The sequence below is a fragment of the Providencia rettgeri genome (genome assembly GCF_023205015.1).
In the GTDB taxonomy this organism is placed as follows: Bacteria; Pseudomonadota; Gammaproteobacteria; order Enterobacterales; family Enterobacteriaceae; genus Providencia; species Providencia rettgeri_E.
On sequence record NZ_CP096258.1, the window covers coordinates 572,383 to 595,953 of the forward strand.

Annotated in this window: 9 protein-coding genes; 4 read left to right on the forward strand and 5 right to left on the reverse strand. The window is 42.2% G+C overall.

Features of this window, described 5'->3' with window-relative positions; genetic code table 11:
* Window positions 1–6 precede the first annotated feature (6 nt).
* Window positions 7–276 carry a type II toxin-antitoxin system Phd/YefM family antitoxin gene (locus tag M0M83_RS02470; protein ID WP_125892888.1) on the forward strand — a complete coding sequence of 90 codons (270 nt, stop codon included), beginning with the start codon at window positions 7–9 and terminating at the stop codon, window positions 274–276.
* 2 nt (window positions 277–278) lie between these two features.
* A complete protein-coding gene (locus M0M83_RS02475) occupies window positions 279–572 on the forward strand; it encodes a type II toxin-antitoxin system RelE/ParE family toxin (RefSeq protein ID WP_213914038.1) in 294 nt (97 codons plus the stop codon).
* 101 nt (window positions 573–673) lie between these two features.
* On the opposite strand, the gene M0M83_RS02480 is transcribed toward M0M83_RS02475, so the two are convergent.
* Genes M0M83_RS02480 through M0M83_RS02490 form a run of 3 tightly spaced genes read right to left on the reverse strand, consistent with a single transcriptional unit; the run spans window position 674 to window position 3,841 of the window.
* Entirely contained in the window at window positions 674–1,468 is a 795-nt protein-coding gene (locus tag M0M83_RS02480; RefSeq protein ID WP_248467542.1) for a nucleotidyltransferase domain-containing protein, read from the reverse strand.
* A gap of 24 nt (window positions 1,469–1,492) precedes the next feature.
* Window positions 1,493–2,719 carry an RtcB family protein gene (locus M0M83_RS02485; protein WP_213914037.1) on the reverse strand — a complete coding sequence of 409 codons (1,227 nt, stop codon included), beginning with the start codon at window positions 2,717–2,719 and terminating at the stop codon, window positions 1,493–1,495.
* A gap of 3 nt (window positions 2,720–2,722) precedes the next feature.
* Window positions 2,723–3,841, reverse strand: coding sequence for a slipin family protein (locus M0M83_RS02490; RefSeq protein ID WP_248467544.1), 1,119 nt, complete (start codon window positions 3,839–3,841; stop codon window positions 2,723–2,725).
* A 496-nt stretch (window positions 3,842–4,337) separates the two neighbouring features.
* On the opposite strand from M0M83_RS02490, the gene rtcR reads away from it, so the two are divergent.
* The gene (gene rtcR / locus M0M83_RS02495) at window positions 4,338–5,927 is read left to right on the forward strand and encodes an RNA repair transcriptional activator RtcR (protein ID WP_248467545.1); all 1,590 of its coding nucleotides are present in this window, start codon (window positions 4,338–4,340) and stop codon (window positions 5,925–5,927) included.
* Between the two features lie 66 nt (window positions 5,928–5,993).
* Here rtcR and M0M83_RS02500 read toward each other — a convergent pair whose 3' ends face one another.
* Both M0M83_RS02500 and M0M83_RS02505 read right to left on the reverse strand, forming a co-directional pair.
* Complete coding sequence (locus M0M83_RS02500; RefSeq protein WP_248467546.1) at window positions 5,994–19,949, reverse strand: invasin domain 3-containing protein; 13,956 nt, start codon at window positions 19,947–19,949, stop codon at window positions 5,994–5,996.
* A gap of 281 nt (window positions 19,950–20,230) precedes the next feature.
* A complete protein-coding gene (locus M0M83_RS02505) occupies window positions 20,231–22,411 on the reverse strand; it encodes an inverse autotransporter beta domain-containing protein (protein ID WP_248467547.1) in 2,181 nt (726 codons plus the stop codon).
* A 234-nt stretch (window positions 22,412–22,645) separates the two neighbouring features.
* Between M0M83_RS02505 and rnz the strand changes: the two genes are divergently transcribed.
* On the forward strand, window positions 22,646–23,560 hold the full coding sequence (gene rnz, locus M0M83_RS02510) for a ribonuclease Z (protein WP_248467548.1): 915 nt from the start codon (window positions 22,646–22,648) through the stop codon (window positions 23,558–23,560).
* The last annotated feature ends 11 nt before the right edge of the window (window positions 23,561–23,571 follow it).

A 23,571-nucleotide genomic window follows, 5' to 3' on the forward strand; every position in this document is an offset into this window, starting at 1 on the left:
TGATGTATGGAAACGATCCCCGCACAAGTTGCTAAAAATCAATTTGGTGATTTGTTGATGAAAGTTCAGCGTGCACCTGTTGAAATAAGTAAGCATGGGAAGCGCGTTGCTGTTGTTATCTCTCCAGATGAATATGATCAGCTAATGCAGTTAAAATTACAGGCTTTAAAAGCGGTTTTGGCTGAATCTATTGCGCAAGCAGAACGCGGTGAACTTCATAGCATTGATGATGTATTTGCCCCGTTAGCTATGGACGAACTTGAAAATAAGGCTTAAGGATGAGCGTTAAGTTTACTCATAAAGCGAAAGGACATATCCGCTCAATTCAGCTGTATTCTCTGCGCAGGTGGGGAGCTAATGTTGCTGAGGCTTATGCGAATACATTACGTGTGACAATGACGGATATACTCGCGAACCAGCCATCTCTTGGCCGTGACCGTAGTGAAGATTTATATTTGGGCGTTTTTAGCTTCCCTGTTGAAAGTCACATCATTTATTATCGAAAAGCGCTTGAAGGCATTGAAGTGCTAGCGGTATTGCATCATACACAGGATCCAAACTCTCATTTATAAAAAGCCGGGTGGCAATAAGTTTTATTGTTAATTATTTAATATTATTAAAGAAATAGACCGTCAAAATTTTTCTGATGGTCTATTTTTTTGAAAAATATTAGTTAATTATTTTCTAACACCGTTTTACGGAAAAAGTCATCCAATAATCGGCTGTCACGGCAAGCTGGCTCCGGAAATTGCATTCGCTCTGCATTGGCGATAGCTTCCAGAACGAGCCTATCAATAGCGGCTCGCCTCGCGCCATAATCGGTTTCAACCGCATGATGCTTAATAACCAGCAATTCATCTATCTCTGCAAGAACTTTGCTATCAGTGACTGTGGCCGCGACTAATTCAGAAAATGCCATTGGTGGCATACTCTTGCTTGCTTCTATCCAACGTAAAGCTAATACCGCCCGTAATAAATAAAGATATTTTTTTAATTTAACGCGCTCACCTTTAAAATCAGTATGTAAATTGCGCTTACTTATTGATAAATAGTGATAACATGACTTTAATGGCGAATAAAATTGTGCTGCCAGTTGCTCCAGTTGAGCAAAAAATGCCTCATCTTTATAATACACAATTGGCGAGTGCAACCACTCGATTAATGCAGGGTTTGAGTTTCGCATTAATTTCAGTGCCTTAGATAGCTCCCAACCTGATACATCTAACTCATCATCAATTGGCTTTTCTATCACATCGCGTTTTTTATCCAGTGTTAGGTACCAATCAAGTTTGTGAACATAGATAAATCGAACATCATAGTCGCTGTCGCGGGAGGCAAAGCCCCAACCGCGACTTCCGGACTCACACGCAAACAGTATTTTAACGTGATGAGTTTCTTCTATTTCTTTGAGTGTTTTTCCTATCCGTTCTCTCATTAGCACGGATACACTTTCATGGTCAGTTTCCATGCTTTCTCCTGTTATTTTTTATATTTACCCCTTCACGCACACCACTTGGCGCAGGGTATGAACAATTTCTACCAGTGATGATTGCGCAGCCATAACCGCGTCGATGTCTTTGTACGCCATCGGTATTTCGTCAATCACATCACTGTCTTTTCGGCATTCCACATGAGCGGTAGCCATCTTTTGGTCGCTGACTGAGAAACGCTTTTTGGCTTCAGTTCGGCTCATTACACGTCCTGCGCCGTGGCTACAGGAGCAAAAACTCTCTTCGTCACCTAAACCGCGCACGATAAAACTTTTGGCACCCATAGATCCCGGTATGATCCCCATTTGGCCTTTTCGAGCGGATACTGCGCCTTTTCGGGTTACCAGTACTTCTTCACCAAAGTGCTGCTCTTTTTGCACATAGTTATGGTGACAATTTACGGCCTCTTGTTGGGTCGTAAATGGTTTTGGAATTTCCCGTGACAGCGCCTCTAATACGCGGTGCATCATCACTTCACGGTTATGGCGGGCAAAGTCCTGCGCCCAACCGACCGCTTCCATATAGTCATTAAAATGCACGCTACCTTCTTCAAAGTAAGCCAGATCTCTATCGGGCAAATTAGCGATATGCTGTTGCATGTCTTTTTGCGCTAACGTGATAAACAAGTTACCAATTGCATTCCCCACTCCGCGTGAGCCGCTATGTAACATTACCCACACACGGTCTTGCTCATCCAAACATAATTCAATGAAATGATTTCCGGTTCCCAATGTCCCTAAGTGGTTGTAATGGTTCGTCTGACGCAGTTTTGGGTATTTATCACAAATACGTTTAAATTCTTCATCCAAGTGCGCCCAGTGGGTATCGACAATATCCGGTGTACGATGCCAAGCCCCTTTATCACGTCCATGTCGATGTGTGGTTCGACCGTGCGGGACAGCCGCTTCAATAGCAAAACGGATGTTTTGCAAGCTATCTGGCAAATCCGATGCTGTTAAGGACGTTCGCACGGCAATCATTCCACAACCAATATCCACGCCTACGGCCGCAGGGATAATCGCCCCTTTGGTTGGGATCACGCTCCCAATGGTTGAACCTTTCCCGACATGTACGTCAGGCATCACAGCAAGGTGTTTAAAAATGAATGGCATTTTGGCCGTATTTTGCAACTGGGTTACTGCTTTAGGGTCAACGGGTACACCGTTAGTCCACATTTTTACTGATACGCCATTTTCTTGAATTAATTCGTTGAATTTATTATTTATCATTTTTTATTCCTTAATTTTTACTAATCCGTTTAATACTTGGTCTAGACCGCCGTAAACAGAAATTTGGTCGATTCGATGTGCGATGCTTTCTAAGGTCTCAAGTTCTTTTAAACGCAGCGCGACAGGGTTGTTTTCCATCACTTTTGCGGTATTTAGCAGTGAGCGAGTCGCGGCGGTTTCTTCGCGACGGCGGATCACGTTCGCTTGTGCCGATTTTTCGGCTTCGACAACTTGGGATAAAATGGTACGCATATCCCCCGGTAAAATGATGTCTTTTACACCGATACTATCGATTTCTAAGCCAAATTCAGCCACACATTGCGCGACTTGAGCTAACATCATCTCATCAACTAATTGTTTGTTTTCTAATAGTTCATCTAAGGTTCGAGTCCCTACGATTTCTCGTATGGAAAACTGTAATTCACGGTATAAATGTTCTATAGGCTGACTCAATTTTGAGAACGCCAGCAAAACATCGTGATAGCGCCAGTTAGCGCACAGATTGATCCGCAGTGTAACTTTGTCTTTGGTTAAAATCTCTTGTCCGCTGATTTCTAATGACTGTAAACGCGTGTCTATTATCTCAACTTCCGGTTTGTGGTTGATTTTCCAATAACCGTAAGTGCCCGGTTGTAATAAATCTTGGATCTCACCATCAATTTTTAGCATTCCGACATGCCATGCAGGCACTTGGCTAATCAGTACCCATTCACTACCTTTGATACGTTTTTTACCCATCAAACGTGGCATGAATGCAGAGTCAATCACACTATTTTCTAGCGATTGCAGTTCTACCTTTAAGTTATTGCCATTTTTCCAAGACAACCGACGGGTTGCTGGTGGTAATATTTCGGTCAAACTATTATGTAAATAAACAAATCCAATCTCATCATCAGCTAAAGCAATGTCAATACAGTGCTCATCAACCCAAACAGGGTGAAATTGGCGTAAATGCTCAGCCAGTTTTTCATCAATGGGCTCATTATCGAGCGTGAACAATGTCACAGTTAATTGATTAAACCAATCGTTTAAACGGTGCTCACCCGCAGTCAGTAATTGTTTAAAATCCCCATTTTTAGAGGTCAATGCGATTTGTCCTTGAGCGATATTTATTTTTTTCATTATTTTATCCTTGTTATTTTCGTTATCCGCCAGCGAAGAACATGATGAAGTGGCGAGGGGAAAAGTAGAGCGCTTTATCGAGCTGTCTAAATTTCTGCTCGCTACCCAATTAAGTTCTCGGGTGGCGGTGTGCCGCTTAACTGCTACGGCTTTTTATTTATGTTTGGAGACATAAGGTTGAGTGATGGCAGGAATCGAACCTGCATGAACCAGTTATCACGGAACATCTTCCTGACGGCGGCATACAGACCATGCAGTGGCTAAGCCACCATGTCTGTACCGGTTGAACGCAAAGTTCAGACAATCTCCGGCAGTGGATGAGTATAGTATTGCGAGAAGCGTGCCAACTTTTTTAATAATGAAATAAATATTTTTATCTATTTGATAAATAACTAAAAAATAAATTTAAGAGAAAAGTGGGTAACATTAGCGTGGTAAATGAACTATGCTATTTATTATCTTTTTATATCGTAGTTTATAAATATATATAAATAATATGAGCGAAAAAAATAAGGTTGTGATTGGCGTATTAGGTACTGTACTTGATAGGCGAGGTAAAAAAGCGAATCGCTGGACAAAATGGCGGCCAACGGTTGGGCTTTGCCAACAGCCTGGTTTGGATATTGGTCGTTTTGAACTGCTGCATCAGGTGAATGACTATGCCATGGCGCACCGGGTGAAAGAGGATATTGAACAAGCTTCTCCCAATACCGAAGTGGTGCTTCATGAAGTGGATATTGCAGACCCGTGGGATTTCGAAGAGGTGTATACCGCATTGTTGGATTTTTCTTCGCATTATCAATTTGATACTGATAACGAAGAGTATCTGGTACACATCACTACGGGTACCCATGTGGTACAAATTTGTTGGTTTTTATTAACGGAAGCCCATTATTTACCTGCCAAATTAATTCAAACGTCACCGAGCCAGAAAGGGCGAGAAAAAGACCCTATTGGCATTCATACTGTGATTGACCTTGATTTAAGCCGTTATACTCACATCACCAGCCGTTTTCAAAAAGAGCAGCAACAGCAGGTTTCGTTTTTAAAGTCAGGCATTGCTACACGAAACACTGCTTTTAACACTATGATCGAGCAAATTGAGCGAGTCGCATTACGTTCAAAAGCCCCGATTTTACTCAATGGCCCGACAGGGGCAGGGAAATCGTTCTTGGCACGACGTATTTATCAATTGCGCGAAAGCCGCCATCAAGTCAAAGGGCGATTTGTTGAGGTCAACTGTGCCACCTTGCGCGGTGATAATGCGATGTCGACGCTATTTGGCCATGTAAAAGGGGCCTTTACTGGGGCGTTAAATGCACGAGGTGGTTTATTAAAAGAAGCGGATGGCGGTATTTTATTTCTCGATGAAATTGCGGAGCTAGGCCTTGATGAGCAAGCGATGCTACTGAAAGCTATCGAAGAAAAACGCTTTTTTCCTTTTGGTGCAGATAATGAAATCCACAGTGATTTTCAACTGATCGCAGGGACGCATCGTAACCTCGCAGAGCAAGTCGAGGAAGGCAAGTTTCGCGAAGATTTATACGCCCGTATCAATATGTGGACATTTACCTTACCGGGGTTAAAAGAACGGCGTGAAGATATCGAACCGAATATCGATTATGAATTAGCTAAGTTTTGCCAAGATCAGCAAAGCCAAATCCGCTTTGATAGCGAAGCCCGCAGTGTGTATGTGAAGTTTGCTTGTTCCCCGCGGGCCCTGTGGCGTGGTAATTTCCGCGAACTGGGCGCCTCGATTAGCCGAATGGCGACCTTCGCCGAACGAGGGCGTATCACCAAAGCGGTGGCCGAAGAGGAAATTAGCCGCTTGCAAGCCCAATGGCAAACAAAATCAACCAATACATTACCACAGCAAATTGGTGAAATTGATTTATTCGATAAGCAACAGTTGGCAACGGTACTTGAAGTGTGTCGCCGTTCAGCTTCCCTTTCCGAAGCGGGGCGCGAGCTATTTGCCGTTTCGCGGCAACATAAAAAACAGCCCAATGATGCGGATAGGCTGCGAAAATATCTCGCCAAGTTTGGGTTGGATTGGGATGGCGTGAAGGGGAGGAAAGGGAATTGATAATAAAAAGCCCCCATGAGGGGGCTGATAGGATAAAAAATAACAATAATCTAAACCTAATTACAATTAATACTCCTTAACACACACCATACCACGCTCACCGGCATTAAAAGGACTGTCTAGGTAGGTATGCGATTGTAAATTGTATAAGGTTATGTGCTTGGTCATTACCCAAATCCAGTTTTGTGTTGCTATTTGGTTTAGTTTTATGTTGTCGTTAATGGTTTTCTCTGGCCACTGGGTGAATAACGAGATCTTGCTATGTTTTAGATCTTCTGCTGTGGCCATTCTTTGAGAATTAGTACAATATCCTCTCGCAGCATTAAAGGCCAATTTTGGTCCAGCGCTGTACCACTTATTCATGTTAAAGGTATATACCATATTCTTGCTATTCGTTGTTTTAGGTCTTCCTGTGATGGTGACTTTTGCAGTGTTGCTGCCTTCCGGGTGTTTATTCAGTGTTACAACACCTTTGCTATCAATAGATAACCAATTTTGGTCAACCTCCCAGTTATAGTTAGAAGCACTGCCTAGTGAAGGGGGGATGGCAAATTGTGCTCCAGTAAATCCGGTAGAAGGGAATTGCTTATCAACCGCATAGGTTTCCTTAGTACCTAACGGTGTAATTGATATTTTGCTGTAATTGACAATCTGAATAATTTGACTATTGCCCTTATAATCAATTGAGTCACTGAATAATTTGATGTCAATAATCTCTGAATGAGGCGTGTTTTTGTACTCAACAGTATATGTTCCTGCCGATGTTTCTAGCATATCTGCCGGTATCCACCCAGACCTTACGTTTGATGTGATTACTATTTTTGGTTTTTTCCCTGTAATCAAATGACCATTATCATCTTTAAGCGTTAGCTGTATCGTAGTAGTTTTGATATCAGTTGTGCTTGTTTCATAGGTACTCGCAGTGAGTGAGCTTTTCCCTGGAGCAAATACAGGTGCGCCAGCTTCAATAGTGATCACTTCAGGGCGACTATTGGCACTGCCTGCACCTGCTGAAATTATATACTCTCCAGGTTTTGTAAAACTGAGCGTTCCTTTATATTGGCGAGTGAAAGTATCGCTTGTTATATCCCACTTTTCTTTAATAGATGATGATTTTTGATTTTTATTATGTATTGCAATATCGCTGTCATTAACAAATACGTCATTACCATACTTATCCTTGGCTTTTAACTCAAATCTAACATTTTCACCGATGTTGATATTTGTTTGAGCAAGTTTCAATTCAACGGATGCAACGTAATCAGGGTGACTGAATGGGGTAACTGATATCTGTGTGGTATCAGAAACGGCATTCACTTTTGCTGTCAGAGCATGTTGTGCTGTTTGAGTTAGTGATACAGTGGCACTATATTCCCCTTTCTTCTGTGTATTTTCTTGCCATGCCGTTATTAGCACTGAACTTGTTTTTTGAGTATTAGTTAAGTTGATATCTGTTTCTTTTAATCCAGTGACGCCATTGTAATATTGGTCAGTTAATGTGAATGTTAACTTGAACTCTTGCCCTGGCTGAGTAGTTAATTTCCCTGAACTATCAGCGGTTATTGAAGATGTCATACTGATCTTAGCCACATGTTTAACACCTTTCGGGCTGTCAACCGTGATAGTGGTATCTGAAGAGTGTCCATTAACCTTGGCGGTTAGTGGATGTGCTTTGGCCTTAGTTAGCGCTAAGCTGGATGTGTACTTACCCTCATTGCCTTCAACCCAAGCTATTGGTATTAATGTATTTAAATGTTCCAGTGTGATATCAGAAATATTAACCGCAACAACGCCATTACCGAATTTATCTTTTAAGCTGAGTTGAAGCTCGGCGTCAGCATTAATTGCCACTGTTTTTGGTGCATTTAACTCTACTTTCGCGACATTTTTGGCACCTTCTTGCGGTTTTACATCAATTTCGATATTTTTTACCTGTTTATTTACCTCAACCGATAATGTGTGCTTTTTAACTTTCTCTAACGTGACCTGAGCCGTATAGAAACTACCGTGTGAAGATGCTTTCACCCATGGTGCTTTAGTGTAAATCGTGCTGTCGGTATTTTTGAATATAATATCTTTTGTCGTGATATCTGCCACTTCATTACCGTAACTATCGAGCATGATTAGGGTTAATGTGGTGTTTTCGCCTGCACTCATTGAAGCTGCGGCAGTGGTTAATTTAATTTCGCTAACATTGCTAGCCCCTTTCAATGCTTTCACCATGATTTCCTTGGTATCGGCATCTTGCTTATTCACCGTCGCCGTTAAGGTATGTTTACCGACTTTGGTTAATGGCAAGGTGGCTTTATACACGCCAGCTGATCCCATATTCCAAGCAATATTGTTGCTATCGATAGTTTCTGCGGTATGGCTATCTTTTAATGCAATATCAGCCCCATTGATGCCAGTAACCAAATTGCCATATTGGTCTTTCAGTTCTAACGTTAATTCAACTTTTTTACCTGCATCAAATGTATTGAGGTTTGTGGTCATTTTTGCGGATTTCACCACATCTTTTCCACTTGGATAGGTTGCTTCCACGGTTTGTATACGGCTTGGGCGGTTATTTATGGTGGCTTTAAACTGATAATCACCAACAGTGCTTAATTGCTGCTTGGTAGTATATACGCCATCTTGTGGATTATCCCATGTAACGTTGGCTAGTTTTCCATTATTGGTGAGCTGAATAGCCCCTGTATCGATATTAATAACACCGTTATCAACGATATCCGTTAAGGCTAACGTTAATTGCACTTCTTTACCCGCCTCAATAGTACCTTCATGGGTTTCAAGGGTGGTTTTATGGACATGCTTTACGCCTTTAGCTGGAGCAACGGTTAGCTCAAGTTTATCGCTGAGTAGTTTATCTACTACGACTTGAATAGACTGCTTATGTAGCTTATTCATGGTGAGTTCTTGAGTATATAGTCCACCATTTAGCTCTTTCCATGCAGAGCCTGAATGTAAATCAGTTAATAATTTCAATGAACTCGCAGCACCAGTCAGCTTGTTATCAAACTTATCTTTTAGTCCTACAGTGAGAGTGACTTTATCTCCAGAATTGACTGTGGACGTTTTCGCGCTGTGGGTAATCGAAATAGCCTCTAATGAGCCTCGTAAACGGTCTTTATCATAAGATGTGATTGGGATTTCTATTGGTGGATTGACGACCCATTCAGCTGTTTCTGACTGTCCGTTAATGTCTACTTTGATTTTGTAACGGCCTGCTTTGGTTGCAGGGAGTTGAGCGGTATATTTATTTAATACATTTTTTTCCATAAATATAATGTTTTGCTTTTGTCCATTAATTGTCACTGTAATATCGCTACTGTTGATATTCTTAACAGGATTTTTATATTGGTCAGTTAAGCCAATAGATAGTGATGATGGTTGCCCTGCATCACTTTTGATTATTGGTGAAATAGTGATTGTTTTCACGGCATCTTTGCCTGATGGCGAATTGACCGTGATATTTGTTGTATCTGTGAACTGACCAATACCCGCTATCAGACGATATGTTTTCACGTCACTAAGTATGATGCTGGTGGTATAGATACCTAAGTCATGGTTATCTTCATCCCAAATAGCGGGTATTTTATTATTATTGGCGGTCAGTGTGATCGTGTTATTATTGAGGTGAATAACTGGATTGTTATTCATATCAGTTACTTTTAGCGATAATGTGGCTTTGTTGCCCGCAGTAATATCACTTAAGTTTGTTGTCAGTTGAACTTTATTTATCTGGTTTTGGTTGGTTGATGGTAATGCGTTAATCAGTACATTATTACTTTGTGTTAGGTTAACAGTTGCTTTTAGGGAGTGAACTCCTGCAATTGCGACCGTTATTGATGCAGTATAGGTACCATTCCCTTTTGATTGCCAATTTAAACCTGTAATGTTTTTCTTAATATGCGCATCATTTATGGTGATATCTTTCGCCATGACCCCTTCAACACCATTATTCCATTGGTCTGCTAATGTTAGTGTTAGCTCTGTGTTACTTCCCACCGCTAATTGGTTCGTACTGACTTTTAGCCCAACCGTTTTTACTTGTGCAGAGCCAGTTAGCGCGCTGACATGAATCGCCAGTGGGGTATTGGTATGTTGATTAACTCGGCTAACAAAAGTGTTTTTTCCTTGTTGATGTAATGGGAGTGTAGTGGTGTAAATACCTGCCCCTTTCTCTAACCAGGTCAGTTTAGGGACTAGTGTATGGTTATGCTCTAATTGAATGTCGTTGGTTTGTACCTTTTCAACACCATTGCCATGGCTATCAGTTAATGTTAATTGCAATTCGGCAGTTTCACCTACCCTAAGCGTCCGGTTGGGCGCCTTTAATGCCACATGGTTTACGACAGATTTACCTAGTGGTGCTTCAACATCGATAATCTGTGATTGGCTAATGCCATTGGCTGTGGCTTTTAAAGTATCGGTGCCTAACTTACTCAATAATAAGTCAGCGGTATAAGTACCATCCGCATTGTCTTTCCATATGACAGAGCCTGACTGTTGATGAGCGATAGCGATACTGTTGCTGGAGACTTCTTTTAACCCATTACCAAAGGCATCTTTCAACGTGATGGTGAGTGTGACTTTATTGCCAGCTTTGAGGTTAGCGGTTGGGGCAACGATAAACTGCACCTCATTGACGACTTTGTGTTGGCCTTTTTTTCCACCACCATTGCTAGCCGCAGCCGCAATTGGTGCAGGGTTGCTAACATCAAATGGCTTTTTGTTTGATACGACATTCGTTGTAGGAATAGACACCACAATATTGTGTTGACCGCTTTGTTGGCCGGGTAATGTTCCAACATAATTACCACTAGGGGCTTGACCCACTGACATGGAAAACGGTTTTTGCTGATCGATAATAACGGACAAGTTGGTGATATTGGATACTGGGTGCCCATTTTTGTCAGTCAAAGAGACGATGACTGTATTATCAGCTCCTGCTCCTACCGGTAAAATGTGGATGACGTCTACGTTTTTGACCTCATTGGCCCCTTTACTGTTTATCACCTCAATATCGATAGTTTGGCTGCTAATATTGTTTACGGTGGCTATTAACGCATCTTTCCCGAGTGTTTTTAAAGCTAAATTAGCGGTATAGGTGCCATTATGGTGATCAACCCAAGTCACTTTACCGATTTGGTTATGTGCTAATGTGATGTTTTTAACATCAATACCGCTAAGCGCATTATCAAACGCATCTTTTAAGGTTAGTGTGAGTTTTACGGTATCACCGGATTTAAAGTTTGGTGCGTTTGTCGCAGCGAGCGCAACGGTATTCACCACACCGGCCTGGCCTTGAATACCTGAGCCATCAGTTTTTGTTGTTTGAAGCGTTTTGGCGGCAGTAACCGGCCAAGTTTGTTGAGCTTTCTGCTTATTGGCCGTCACTTTAACCAGATAGTTTCCTGTTTTTTGCGCAGGTAAAGTGGCGATATAAGTGCCTTTATCCGTTTGAGATTCAACAAATGTTAAGTTGAGTGGCTTATCATTGAGAGTGATTTTGATGTCATCCGCAATGTGTGTCACACCATGACGATTGCTATCAACGGCTTGTACGCTAATGGTTTGCTCTGAGCCAGCTGCCGATGGGGAGATAGCGGCAATAACCAGTTGATTAACTTGCTTGATATCAGTGGAATTTGTCACAATGATGTTTTCTGACAAACTATTGATACCGTTAACAGTGGCGATTAATGTATCGTTCCCCAATACCGTTAATGGCAAGGTCGCGGTGTATTGCCCATTGTTATGGTCAGCCCAAACGACATGACCTGCCTGCTTGTGCTTCAGTGCAATGTGGTTGCTGGAGACGCCTTTCAGTGGGTTATTAAAATGGTCTTTTAAGGTAACCATGAGTAGTAAGTTGTCGCCGGATACGAAACGGGTTGCTGCCGTGGTCAGTTCAACTTGGCTAACGACACCGCACTGGTCTTTTTTCCCACTCCCACTTAGGCTTACAGTGACCGTATCGGGTTTTGTCACGGTAAGCGTTTTGGTGGAGGATGTTTTTTTATTCGCGGTGATAGCAACCGAATAAGATCCACTTTGTTGACCCGGTAATTTCCCTGTGTAGCGGCCATCTGTTTGTTGAGTGACGGCAATATTTAGCGGCTGTTGTTTCTCAATATTCACCGTGACTTCAGTGATCCCCATGACTACGTTACTGTTGATATCGTTCAAAGATACTGTAAAGGTGCCTTCTGCACCGGCTTGCGGGCTGGCGATATTAACAATATCAATCTGATGGATATGGCTATTTCCAACTGTTTTTTCAACATTAATACCAACTGGCGCACTTTTTATCGGGTTAACCGTTGCCACTAAGCTATCTTTGCCCAATGTCGTTAACAGTAAATCAGCGGTGTAGGTACCATTATGGTGATCAACCCAAGTCACTTTACCGGTTTGGTTATGCACTAAAGTGATGTTTTTAACATCAATATTGCTAAGCGCATTATCAAACGCATCTTTTAAGGTTAGCGTGAGTTTTACTGTGTCAGCGGATTTAAAGTTTGGTGCGTTTGTCGCAGCGAGCGCAACGGTATTCACCACACCGGCTTGGCCTTGAACACCTGAGCCATCAGTTTTTGTTGCTTGGATCGTTTTGGCGGCAGTAACCTGCCAAGTTTGTTGAGTTTCCTGCTTATTGGCACTGATCTTGACGGTATAGTTACCGGTTTTTTGGGCTGGTAAGGTTGCAGTGTAAGTGCCCTTAATGGTTTTAGATTCAACAAATTTTAAATTAAGTGGTTTGTCATTGAGGGTAACGTTGATGTTATTCTCAATTTGAGTCACACCATGGTTATTAGCATCAACGGCTTGTACGGTAATTTGCTGTTCTGTTCCTGCTGCGGATGGTGTAATCGTTGTAACGATGAGTTTACTCACCTGTTTAATATCAGCAGTATTTTCCACGGTAATATTTGCTACCGAACTATTGATGCCGTTAACGGTGGCGGTTAATACATCGCTCCCCAGTACCTTTAATGGCAAGGTCGCGGTGTATTGGCCATTGTTATGGTCAGTCCAAACCACATGACCTGCCTGCTTGTGCGCTAGTGCAATGTGGTTGCTGGAGACGCCTTTCAGTGGGTTATTAAAGCTATCTTTTAGCTCGACAGCTAACTGTAAATGATGACCCGATACCGAACTTACTGATGCAGTTTTCAGTTCAACATGGCTAACGACGCCGCGCTGCTCTTTTTTGCCACTTCCATTTGAGGTCGCAGTGACTGTATCAGGTTTTGTCACGACGAATGTTTTTTTAGCCGAATTTTGTTGATTGGCGCTAATAACCACGTCATAAGACCCACTTTGTTGCCCAGATAATTTCCCTATGTAGCGGCCATCTGCTTGTTGAGTGACATTAATGTTTTCTGGTTTTTGCTTACCGATGGTGGCTTCAACACTTTGGATACCGTCGATTACGTTACCTTGAGCATCGGCCAATACCACCGTGAAGGTGCTTTCTGCACCAGCGGCTGCGCTGGTGATATCGTTAATATCGATTTTATGGATCGCGTTATTACCTAACTGTGGTTTGACATCAATAACAAGGGTTGGGCTTTGTACATTATTTACAGTGATAAATAAGTGATCTTGCCCTAATTGCGTTAGAACTAAGTTAGCCGTATAGCTTCCATCTTTTTGGGCTATCCAAGTGGCTTTACCCGCTTGTTTATGGGTGAGAGATTGCGCTAAATCAACGCCAGTTAATGGGTTACCAAAGGCATCTTCCAATGTCGCGCTTAGCTTTAACGCACCGCCAGATTTTAGGTTGTTATTTGGGGAAATGGCGAATATTGCACGATTAACGACGCCGCGATAATGTGGTTTACCACCATGATTGATAGCAATGGGGGAAGGAGCGCTAACGGTTAAGGTTGATTCTGTGGATTTAACACCACCAACAGTGGCAATAATTTTATGAACGCCTGATTGTTGGCCAGAAAGCATGCCAATATAGGTTCCTTTGTTATTGGTTACTTCAGTGATCTTAAACAGTTCTTCAGCGCCATCGATAGAGATGACTGCGTTACTCTCTATCCCTGTAATGGGTTGGTCATTGGTATCAGTGATTGATAGTGTGATGGAACTCGCCTCACCCGCAGCGGGTTTAGCGATATCTTTGATTTTAACTTGCTTGATTTGCGAGGTTCCAATAGCACTTCCCACGTTAATATTCAGTGGGGAAGTGGTTATTTTGTTCACTTTCACGGTTAAAGTATCTTGGCCAATTTTGGTGAGAGGCAAAAGAGCCGTGTAGTCGCCGTTGCGGAGGTCTATCCAAGTCACAGAGCGACTGCTAGGTTGTCGATGATTTAACTGAATACCCGCGCCACTGAGCCCTTCAAGGGGGTTACCAAATACATCTTTAAGTGTCACCGTTAATTGTAATGACTGCCCTGATTTTAGGTCGTTAACCGCTGATGAAGCCAATGTAACAGTTTTAATGACGCCACGCTGATTTCTTATACCACTTCCATTTTTGTCTTTCACGGCGATGGTTGCAGGGGTTTTAACTGTCCAAAGTTTTGATGCAGTTTTATTATTCGCCGTCACTTTAACGGTATATTTACCTGTATTTTGTGCAGATAACGTTCCTGTATAAATACCTTCTTGAGTGAGTGACTCTGTTAAAACAATCGGTGTTGACTGGCCGTCGATATTTGCCGTTATCATGCTACTAATCATGGTGACGGGGTGCTGATATTTATCAGTGACTTTCACTGTGGTAGTTTGGTTTTCACCTGCTTCACTCGGGGAAATAGGCTCCAGCTCGATATTTGCAATTTTATTGATATCAGTCGTATTACTTACTGTAATGGAAATCGATTGTGACTTATAGCCGTTAATAGAGGCGAATAAGTCATTAGAGCCAGTTTGTGTTAACAGCAACGAAGTCGTGTAAGCACCATCACCTTTATCTAACCATTTCAGCGAGCTTGCCTTATATCCATCCAAAATGATATTACTGGTGTCGAGAGCCGTTAACGGGTTATTAAATGCATCAAAGATGGCGACAGTGATATCCAGTTTGTCACCTGATTGCAGACGTGAGATATCACCTGTTGTCATGGTAATGTTATTGATAACGCCTCGTTCACCTCGATTACCCGTTCCACTTGAGTTGTTCGAGCGAATTGGGGTCGGTTTTTTCACCTCCAAAGTATCTTTAGCGGAGCTTTGGCCGTTCACCGTGGCAGTAATTTTATGAACACCCGCTTGCAGCGCTGGTAGTGTGATTTCATAAATACCCGGTTTCCCTTCTTTTGCGGGCAGGGTGTGCTGGAAGCCATCAATCTCAATAACCATTTCCTGTTCACCGGCCACCGGGTTGCCGTTGCTATCGGTTAATTGAACGGTCAATATGCTGGTTGAACCTGCGGCAGGTTTTTCTGTTTGAATGATGCCAACGTTACTGACTTTGTCTTTCCCTTTGGCAGGGTTAACTTGGACCGATTTGACGGGGGTTTTATGGCCGTTAATTGATGCGGCGAAGTCTTTCGAACCCATTTCAGTTAATGTGAGAGTGGCGGTATAAGAACCATCGCCATTGTCTGTCCAGACTGGATTGTCGCTATATCCATCAAGGGTAATGTTGTTGGTATTGAGCTCAATTAAACCGTTATTAAAGGCATCGGTGATGGTCACGGTGATTTCAAGTTGATCGCCAGACTGTAAGTTACTGGTATTGCCTGTTGTCATCGCAATACTATTGACTACACCTTTTTCCCCTTTGGTACCTGTTCCGTCTGGTTTTTTTGACTTAATTGGAATTGGTTTTTTTACCACTAAGATAGCGTCAGTTGAACTTTGACTATTCACATTTGCGCTAATGTTGTGATTACCCGCTTGCAGTGCTGGTAAGGTGACCTCATAAATACCCGGTTTTCCTTCTTTTGCCGGAAGCTTATGGGCTTGTCCATCAATATTGACGGTAATTTCAGTTTCACCGACAACTGGGTTGCTATGTTTATCACTTAATTCGATTGTCACAATGCTATTTGTGCCTGCCGCTGGTATCTCTGTTTTGGTGATTTTTACCTTATCAACATGGGACGTCCCTACGGCATTATTGACCTGTACTTCTGTATGTGGGCTGTGGATACCATTGATGGAGGCCGTTAAATCATTGCTACCAACGTCGGTTAAGGTCAAGGTCGTGGTATAAGAGCCATCGCCATTATCTACCCAATTTAAGGTATTTCCTTTGTGTTTACCGATATCGATGTTATTGGTATTTAAGCCAGCTAAGCCGTTACCAAAGGCATCAGTTACCGCTACCGTGATTTCAAGAGGATTACCGGATTCAAAACGGTGAGTGTGATCAAGTGTGATTGCGACTTTGTCGATAACGCCTTTTTCACCTTGTTGACCTGTACCATTCGAATTATTCGGGCTAATTGGGGTCGGTTTTTGCACTTCTAAAGTATCTTTAGGGGAGCTTTGGCCATTTATCACGGCAGTAATTTGATGATTACCTGCTTGCTGTGCTGGCAGTGTGACCTCATAAATACCGGGCTTCCCTTCTTTTGCTGGCAAGGTGTGTGGGGTGCCATCAATCTCAATAACCATTTCCTGTTCACCGACTACTGGATTGCCATTTTTATCGGCTAATTGAACGGTCAGGGTGCTGGTTGAACCTGCGGCGGGTTTTTCTGTTTGAATAATTTCAACTTTACTGACTTTGTCTTTTCCTTTGGCATTGCTAACTTGGACTTGTTTTTGCGGGCTCTTAGTACCATTGATGGAAACGGTGAGGTCATTATTGCCGACGCTGGTTAGTGGCAAGGTGGTGGTATAAGAGCCATCACCGTTATCAGCCCATACCAATGTATCGCCTTTGTGTTTACCAATATTGATATTATTGGTGTCTAAGCCTGACAAGCCGTTGTTAAAGGCATCGGTAACGGACACGACGACCTCAAGTTTATCGCCAGATTGCAGATGGCTAGTATCGCCTGTCGTGATAAAAATATTATCGACAACACCTAGTTCGCCTTTTTGCCCTGTACCGCTTGGGTTTTTAGGTTTAACAGGCCGTGGTTTATCAACAATAAGTGGTTCTTTTGGTGATCCTTTCCCGTTAACGATTACAGAAACAATATGGTTGCCTGCGAGTTGACCCTGAATAATGACGTCATAAATACCTGGAGATGTTTCTGTCACAGGTAAAGTATGTGGTTGGCCATCAATATTGACAATCACGTCTGTTTCACCAACAACGGGGTTGCTATGTTTATCTGTTAACTCGAAGGTTATAGTGCTATCTATACCTGCCGCAGGCTTTTCTACTTTAATGATTTTGACTTTATCAACATGGATAGTTCCAGTGGCATTACCGACCTGAATATCAGTTTTCAAGCTAGTGGTGCCATTAATAGAAGCGGTTAAATCATTGGTACCAATCTCCGTTAATGGCAACGTGGTGGTGTAAGACCCGTCGCCATTATCTGTCCATATCAGCGTATCGCCTTTATGTTGACCAATATCGATGTCATTGGTATTTAAACCGGTAAGTCCATTATTAAATGCATCAGTAATGGTGACAGTGACGTCAAGAGTATCTCCCGATTGTAAACCGTGGGTTCGGTTTGGCGTGACGACGATATTTTCAATAACGCCTTTCTCCCCTTTTTGGCCTGTGCCGTTTGAGTTGTTTGGGGAAATTGGTTTTGGCGGCTCAACAATTAACGTTTCTGGAGAGGAGGTTTGCCCATCAATGGTGACGGTGATACTTGGCGTACCAGTATGTTGTCCCGGTAATTTTCCGGTGTAGATACCACTACCAGGATGGCTTTCAGTGATCGTAATTGGTGTTGGTTTGCCATCGATGTTCACGATGACAGAACCATCAGCGCCAGAAATAGGGTTGTTGTTTGTATCAGTCAGTGAAATGGTGATAGTGCTGTCTGTGCCAGCAGCGGCTTGCGCAAGGTCGACAATCGTGACATGGGCTAATTGGCCAAATACAAAATGGGTTTCTACCGTGACACTTTGCTCATTCAGTGTTGCTGTTATTTTGGCAGGCCCTGCGACTTGGCTTTTTACCTCGACTTCAGTGTTACCCTGTTCATCGGTTGGGCTTAGCTGCTTGGCTGTTGCATTTCTTGCCTCAAGTTGCAGTACAGCGTCTTTAATGGGGTGTGCATTATTATCAGTAACATGGAATTGAATCTTGTTATTGGATGTCCCATCGGCGATCGCATTATTATTGAGGATATTAAAATGCTTAATATGCGCTTGATGCGTATCGGCAATAAAGAAAAAGGCGGTTTCAATGGGGACGCCACCATTTGGCACTACCTGAATTCGGTGTTCACCCGTAGCTAAAGTGGTGAATTGAATCGAAGCTTCCCCTTTTATATTGGTGACAATTTTATATTTTTGTTTGTCAGTTGATTTTGCCGCCTGCATTTTTTTGAATAAATTGCTAAATGCCATTCTTGAAGAGGTGGCTTTTTGTGTGACGAATTTAAGTCCCGCAGGGAGAATAAATGTCACTGTTGAGTCTGGCGCGATATTATTAAAACTATCTCTGGCCGTAATCGTTAATGTATTAATATCTTGGCCGTTAGCAATCGCATTTCCTTGCTTGATAACCTCACTTGGGTTAATTGATAATATGCCTGAGTTTGTAACTTCAACCAAAGTTGTGGCTTGTGGTGAAACATTTCCTTTACTGTCAAAGGCTGTTACCGTGAATCGGTAAAGGTTGATTTTCTTCCTTTCTTGTTCGGTCATTGCCACTTTATAAGATGGCAATTTGACTCTTGTAGACGTACCGTCGAGGATTATTTCGCCCCCAGCAGCTAAAAATTCAGGCGCTTGTACAGCCAATTGATCTAACGGATATTTGGTATTGAGGGTATTAATTAAAGGTAATAATTCCCCTGTTTTTCCTTGGATTATTGAGGGTAAGGATAGGGTTATCAGGGTTTTCTTTTGGTATTCCAGTACGATATTGTTATTACGATTCACAAAATCATAGCGACTGCCCATTAAACGACGAGCATCGCCCACTTTACTTGGGTCAAGCTGTTCTGCGAGGCTCTTACCCAGTGCCCAAGTAAACTGGACTTTGGCATTAGTTTCACTTAATCCACCACTGATTTTTTGTTCTGCGCTTAAAGTTACCAGTGAGAATGGAGTCCAGTTTATGCCAACCGTTGTGGCAAGAGGGTCTTTCTGGCGCTTATCTTTGCCAAATAGGGCTACATCGTCGCCAAAATACTGCTCAAATTTAAGGTTTCCGCCAATATTTGGGTAAGAGGGCAACCAGCCCTCAGCGTGTAAATCCCATCCATTAGCCGGGCGGGCATTGTAGTCATTCTTTAATTCAGGCGCACTACGCCATGCTGATGTACGCAAATAAGTATTGGCACTCAGTTTTAAGAAGTCTTGTGCGTACTCGGCCCCAAACCCTAGGCGAGAGTGGTAGCGAGATAAATCATGGTCAAAAAAGGCATTGATGCCCATCATGCTCTCTGGGGTAAAGCGACGAACCCCAATACCATTATTGGTCTGTAAGCGGCCATCAGTACGATGAAGATTATGTTGGGTAAACAATAATAAATCTGTACTGTCATACCAAGGAATTAACCAATCTAATTGGGTATTTTTAATGGTTAATTTTTTATCTACGTCAACACTGAATTTGGCATTACCGGTTTTGGATAACCAACGATTTATCTCATCTGTTGCCGCATTTGTGGCTTTACTGCGAGCGAAGTCTTGTGCCATATCAGCAAGATCTGCCGCCTTTTTCTTACCAGAGACAAAACGCGCAGCGCTTTGGCTATATTCAGCAATCAGCTTCTCTGTTTTATCATCATCGGTTAGTACGGAGGCACTTCCCAGAGTAGGTAGGTCATCAGGCGTGAGCATTTTTGCATAGCTTGGCATAACTGGCACGATGGCCGAAGACCATATTGCAGTAAAGAGCACAAAACCATTTGAGATTTTATGTCTCATTGTTGGCTTTGTGGTTGACGTAGCGGGGTTCATTCAATTTATTCCTAGTTTAAATATTAACTGGGTTATTGTTGAATGCTTATAGTGGTAAGAGCTTGTGAATTAGTTTGACTTAAACAGAAGCGGAATTTGCAAGGTGGAAAAACGCGGAATGGACGGCTTTTATTGGTAATGCTAAAAAATAGTCTCCTCGCCTACATTAAAGTATTTTTATCGATTGGGAATAAACCTTAGTTGAATTTAAAAAGCCCCATAAGGGGCAATTTTGATACTGGAAAAACAACTAAATTAAGTCTATTTTACCGTGAACAGTATTATCCCATTTTTTGAAATAGCTGCCTTAGCAAACCTAGTGGGGTGCGTGGATGGCTGTTTTGTTCATTTACTGGCGATTTGAAAAGAGTCCCTGTGCTTGGCTGAATATTTATCGCAGATGCATTCCTTAGAAAATTAACTTGTATTGTTCGACTATCGCCATTTAAGGTAGCAATAATATCCATGGAACCTTCGGCTAAGCTGCTGATTTCTAATTCTGTATTTCCATATTCATCAGTCAATTTAGTTGGTGAGATAACGCCATTTGGTGCTTCAAAATGAACCCGTGCCCCAGCGATGCTTTGTCGGCTATTATTCACAATATGCAGTTTAATTTTGTTTTTACTGATCCCATCTGCGACTGCATTATCTTGGATGATATCAATGCTACCAATAAATGACTGGCTAATATCGGGTTTAAAGTTATATATTTCATTAATTTCTACACCATGGTCCGTATTTGCCTTTATGGCATAGCTTCCTGATACTAAACTAGTAAATTGAATAGTGGCTTCACCTTTACTATTGGCAACGATGCTATAGGGTTGTTCAGAAACAGATTTTGTCGCTTGGGCTTTCCACATAAAGTGATTAAGTAATGAATAATACCCCATATTTTTTTGATCAATAGAATTAAGACTTGCAGGCAATGTGAAATTGACTTTTGCATTGGGTACTAGGTTGCCAAGAGTATCTTTAATTACTACGGTGAATGTATTTGCGTCTTTACCGTTAGCGACGGCATTATTTCTTTTTACGGTATTTTTATGGGTGATGGTGAGAGCACCTGTATTGGTAACTTCAATTAACGTTTCCGCTTGTGGAGAAACATTTCCATGGGTGTCATAAGCTGTTACGGTTAAACGATAGAAGTTGAGCCGTTGGTTTTTTAATGTGTTGTTAGCAATTTTGTAAGATGGTAATTTTACCGAGCTTTCTGTGCCATTAAGGTGAATTTCTCCCCCAGCGGCGATCAATTCAGGGGCTTCTATCACTATTTTTTCTAGCGGGTATTTCGTGGTTAAATTGCGGATAATAGAAAGTTCTTCTCCTGTCATACCCTGAATAACTTTCGGTAATGAGAGTGAAATTAACGTTTTTTTTCGGTACTCCAACACAATATTGTTATTACGGTTAACAAAATCATAGCGGTTACTGGAAATATGGCGAGTAGCTTCTATCGCGGAAGCATCAAGATGTTGGGCTAAGCTTCTTCCTAGTAACCAATTAAACGCCACTTTTGCACTTGTTTCATTTGTCCCACTATTACCTATTTTATGCTCCGCATTTATCGCGAGCAGGGGAAATGGAGACCAATTGACACCGACGGTAGCCGCCATTGGGTCTTTTTGGCGCGCATTTTTGCCAAATAAAGCGACGTCATCACCGTAATATTGTTCTAGTTTTAGGTTCGCACCTAAATTGGCATACGTGGGTAGCCAGCCTTCAAGTTGAATATCCCAACCGTTAGCTGGTCGCGCGTTATAATCATAGGCTAATTCGGATGCACTACGCCAAGTCGATAGCCCCAAATAGCTATTCGCACTCATTCGAACATAATCTTGAGCATATTCCACACCAAACCCTAAGCGAGAATGATAATGGGACAAATCATGATCAAAGAAAGCATTTGCCCCCATCATGCTACTTTTTTGGAAATAACGTAAACCGATACCGTTGTTGGTTTGTAGCCGGCCATCAGTACGGTGAATACTGTGCTGAGAAAATAACAACAAATTTTGCTGTTCATACCAAGGGACTAACCAATCTAATTGAGAGGTCTTAATTGACAATTTTTTATCTAGGTTAATATTGAGTCTGGCATTACCGGCTTTGGATAACCAATGTGTTATTTCATCCGTCGCCATATTTGCGGCTTTATGGCGAGCGTAATCTTGTGCCATATCCGCCAGATTTTGGGTGTTTTTTTCTTCAGAAGCAAAGTTTGCGGCATTTTGTCCATATTCCGCTAAAAAACGTTCAGTACTATCTTCAGGTTGGGCTTTGGGTTGGGTTCCTTCAAATTGAATGGCCTGACTACCGAGTGTAGGTAAATCGTCTAAATGGACGATTTGGGCGTAGCTTGGCATCATTGGCACTATTGCCGTAGACCAAATTGCCATTGAGAGTAGCAAACAGTTCGGTTGTTTAGGTTTCAATTTTGACGAAGGGGGATTCATCGAACATATTCCTGATATCAATATTAACATGGCTATTTTCAGGGCAGGCAGTGGTCAGTGCTTGTGAATTGATTGGATGAATACGGAAGTGAGATTTATATATTGGAAATATTTGGAATAACGGGCTTTGGTTGATAATCAAAAAATACAGAATACTATACAGATTAAAATAAATGATTTTTTTATTGGAAAAAATCTTATCATAATAAAAACAACAAATTAGATGAGGAAGTTATGGAGTTAACATTTTTAGGAACCAGTGCTGGTGTGCCGACAAAAGAGCGCAATGTCACCAGTATGATATTAAATTTAGTCGGTATTCGTAAAAGCTATTGGTTATTTGATTGTGGAGAAGGAACACAGCATCGCATTTTAAATAGCCCATTTAAAACGCCAAAAATTGAGAAAATATTTATTACCCATTTACACGGCGACCATATTTTTGGCCTGCCCGGTTTGTTATGTAGCCGTTCAATGGGCGGTGCGACAGACCCATTGACGGTTTATGGTCCAAAAGGGTTAAAGCAATATATTGAAACGGTATTAGCGGTGAGTATGTCTTATATGACCTACCCGTTGGAAATAGTGGAAATTGAAGCTGGGCAGTTATTTGATGATGGGGAGTTAATTGTGACGGCTTATGCCCTTGACCACCGTGTTGAGTGCTATGGCTATCGTATTGAGGAGTACCCGAAGAGCGGTGCATTAGATGCAGTTAAATTAGCTAATGACAATATTCCTCGAGGCCCTTGGATGCAAGCGCTTAAAGCGGGGAAAGCCATCGTTCTTGATGATGGGCGAACAATCAATGGCGCTGATTACTTAGGTGAGCCGGTTCCCGGCAAGGTTATTGCGATTTTTGGCGATACGCAACCGACAGAGCAAGCGCTGGCGCTCGCGAGAAATGCCGATGTAATGATCCATGAAACGACACTAGAGGCTGAATTCGCCGAAAAAGCCAATGAGCGTGGGCACTCGACTACGGTACAAGCCGCGGAGTTAGCACGTGAAGCGGGAGTAAAACGATTTATTGCCGCTCATTTGAGTGGTCGCTACGTGAGCGAGGATATACCAAGATTGCTTGCAGAGTGCCAATCGGTGTTCCCTGCAACAGAAATCGCAGAAGACTATTTAACCGTGAAGATTTAATGTTAGCGGGC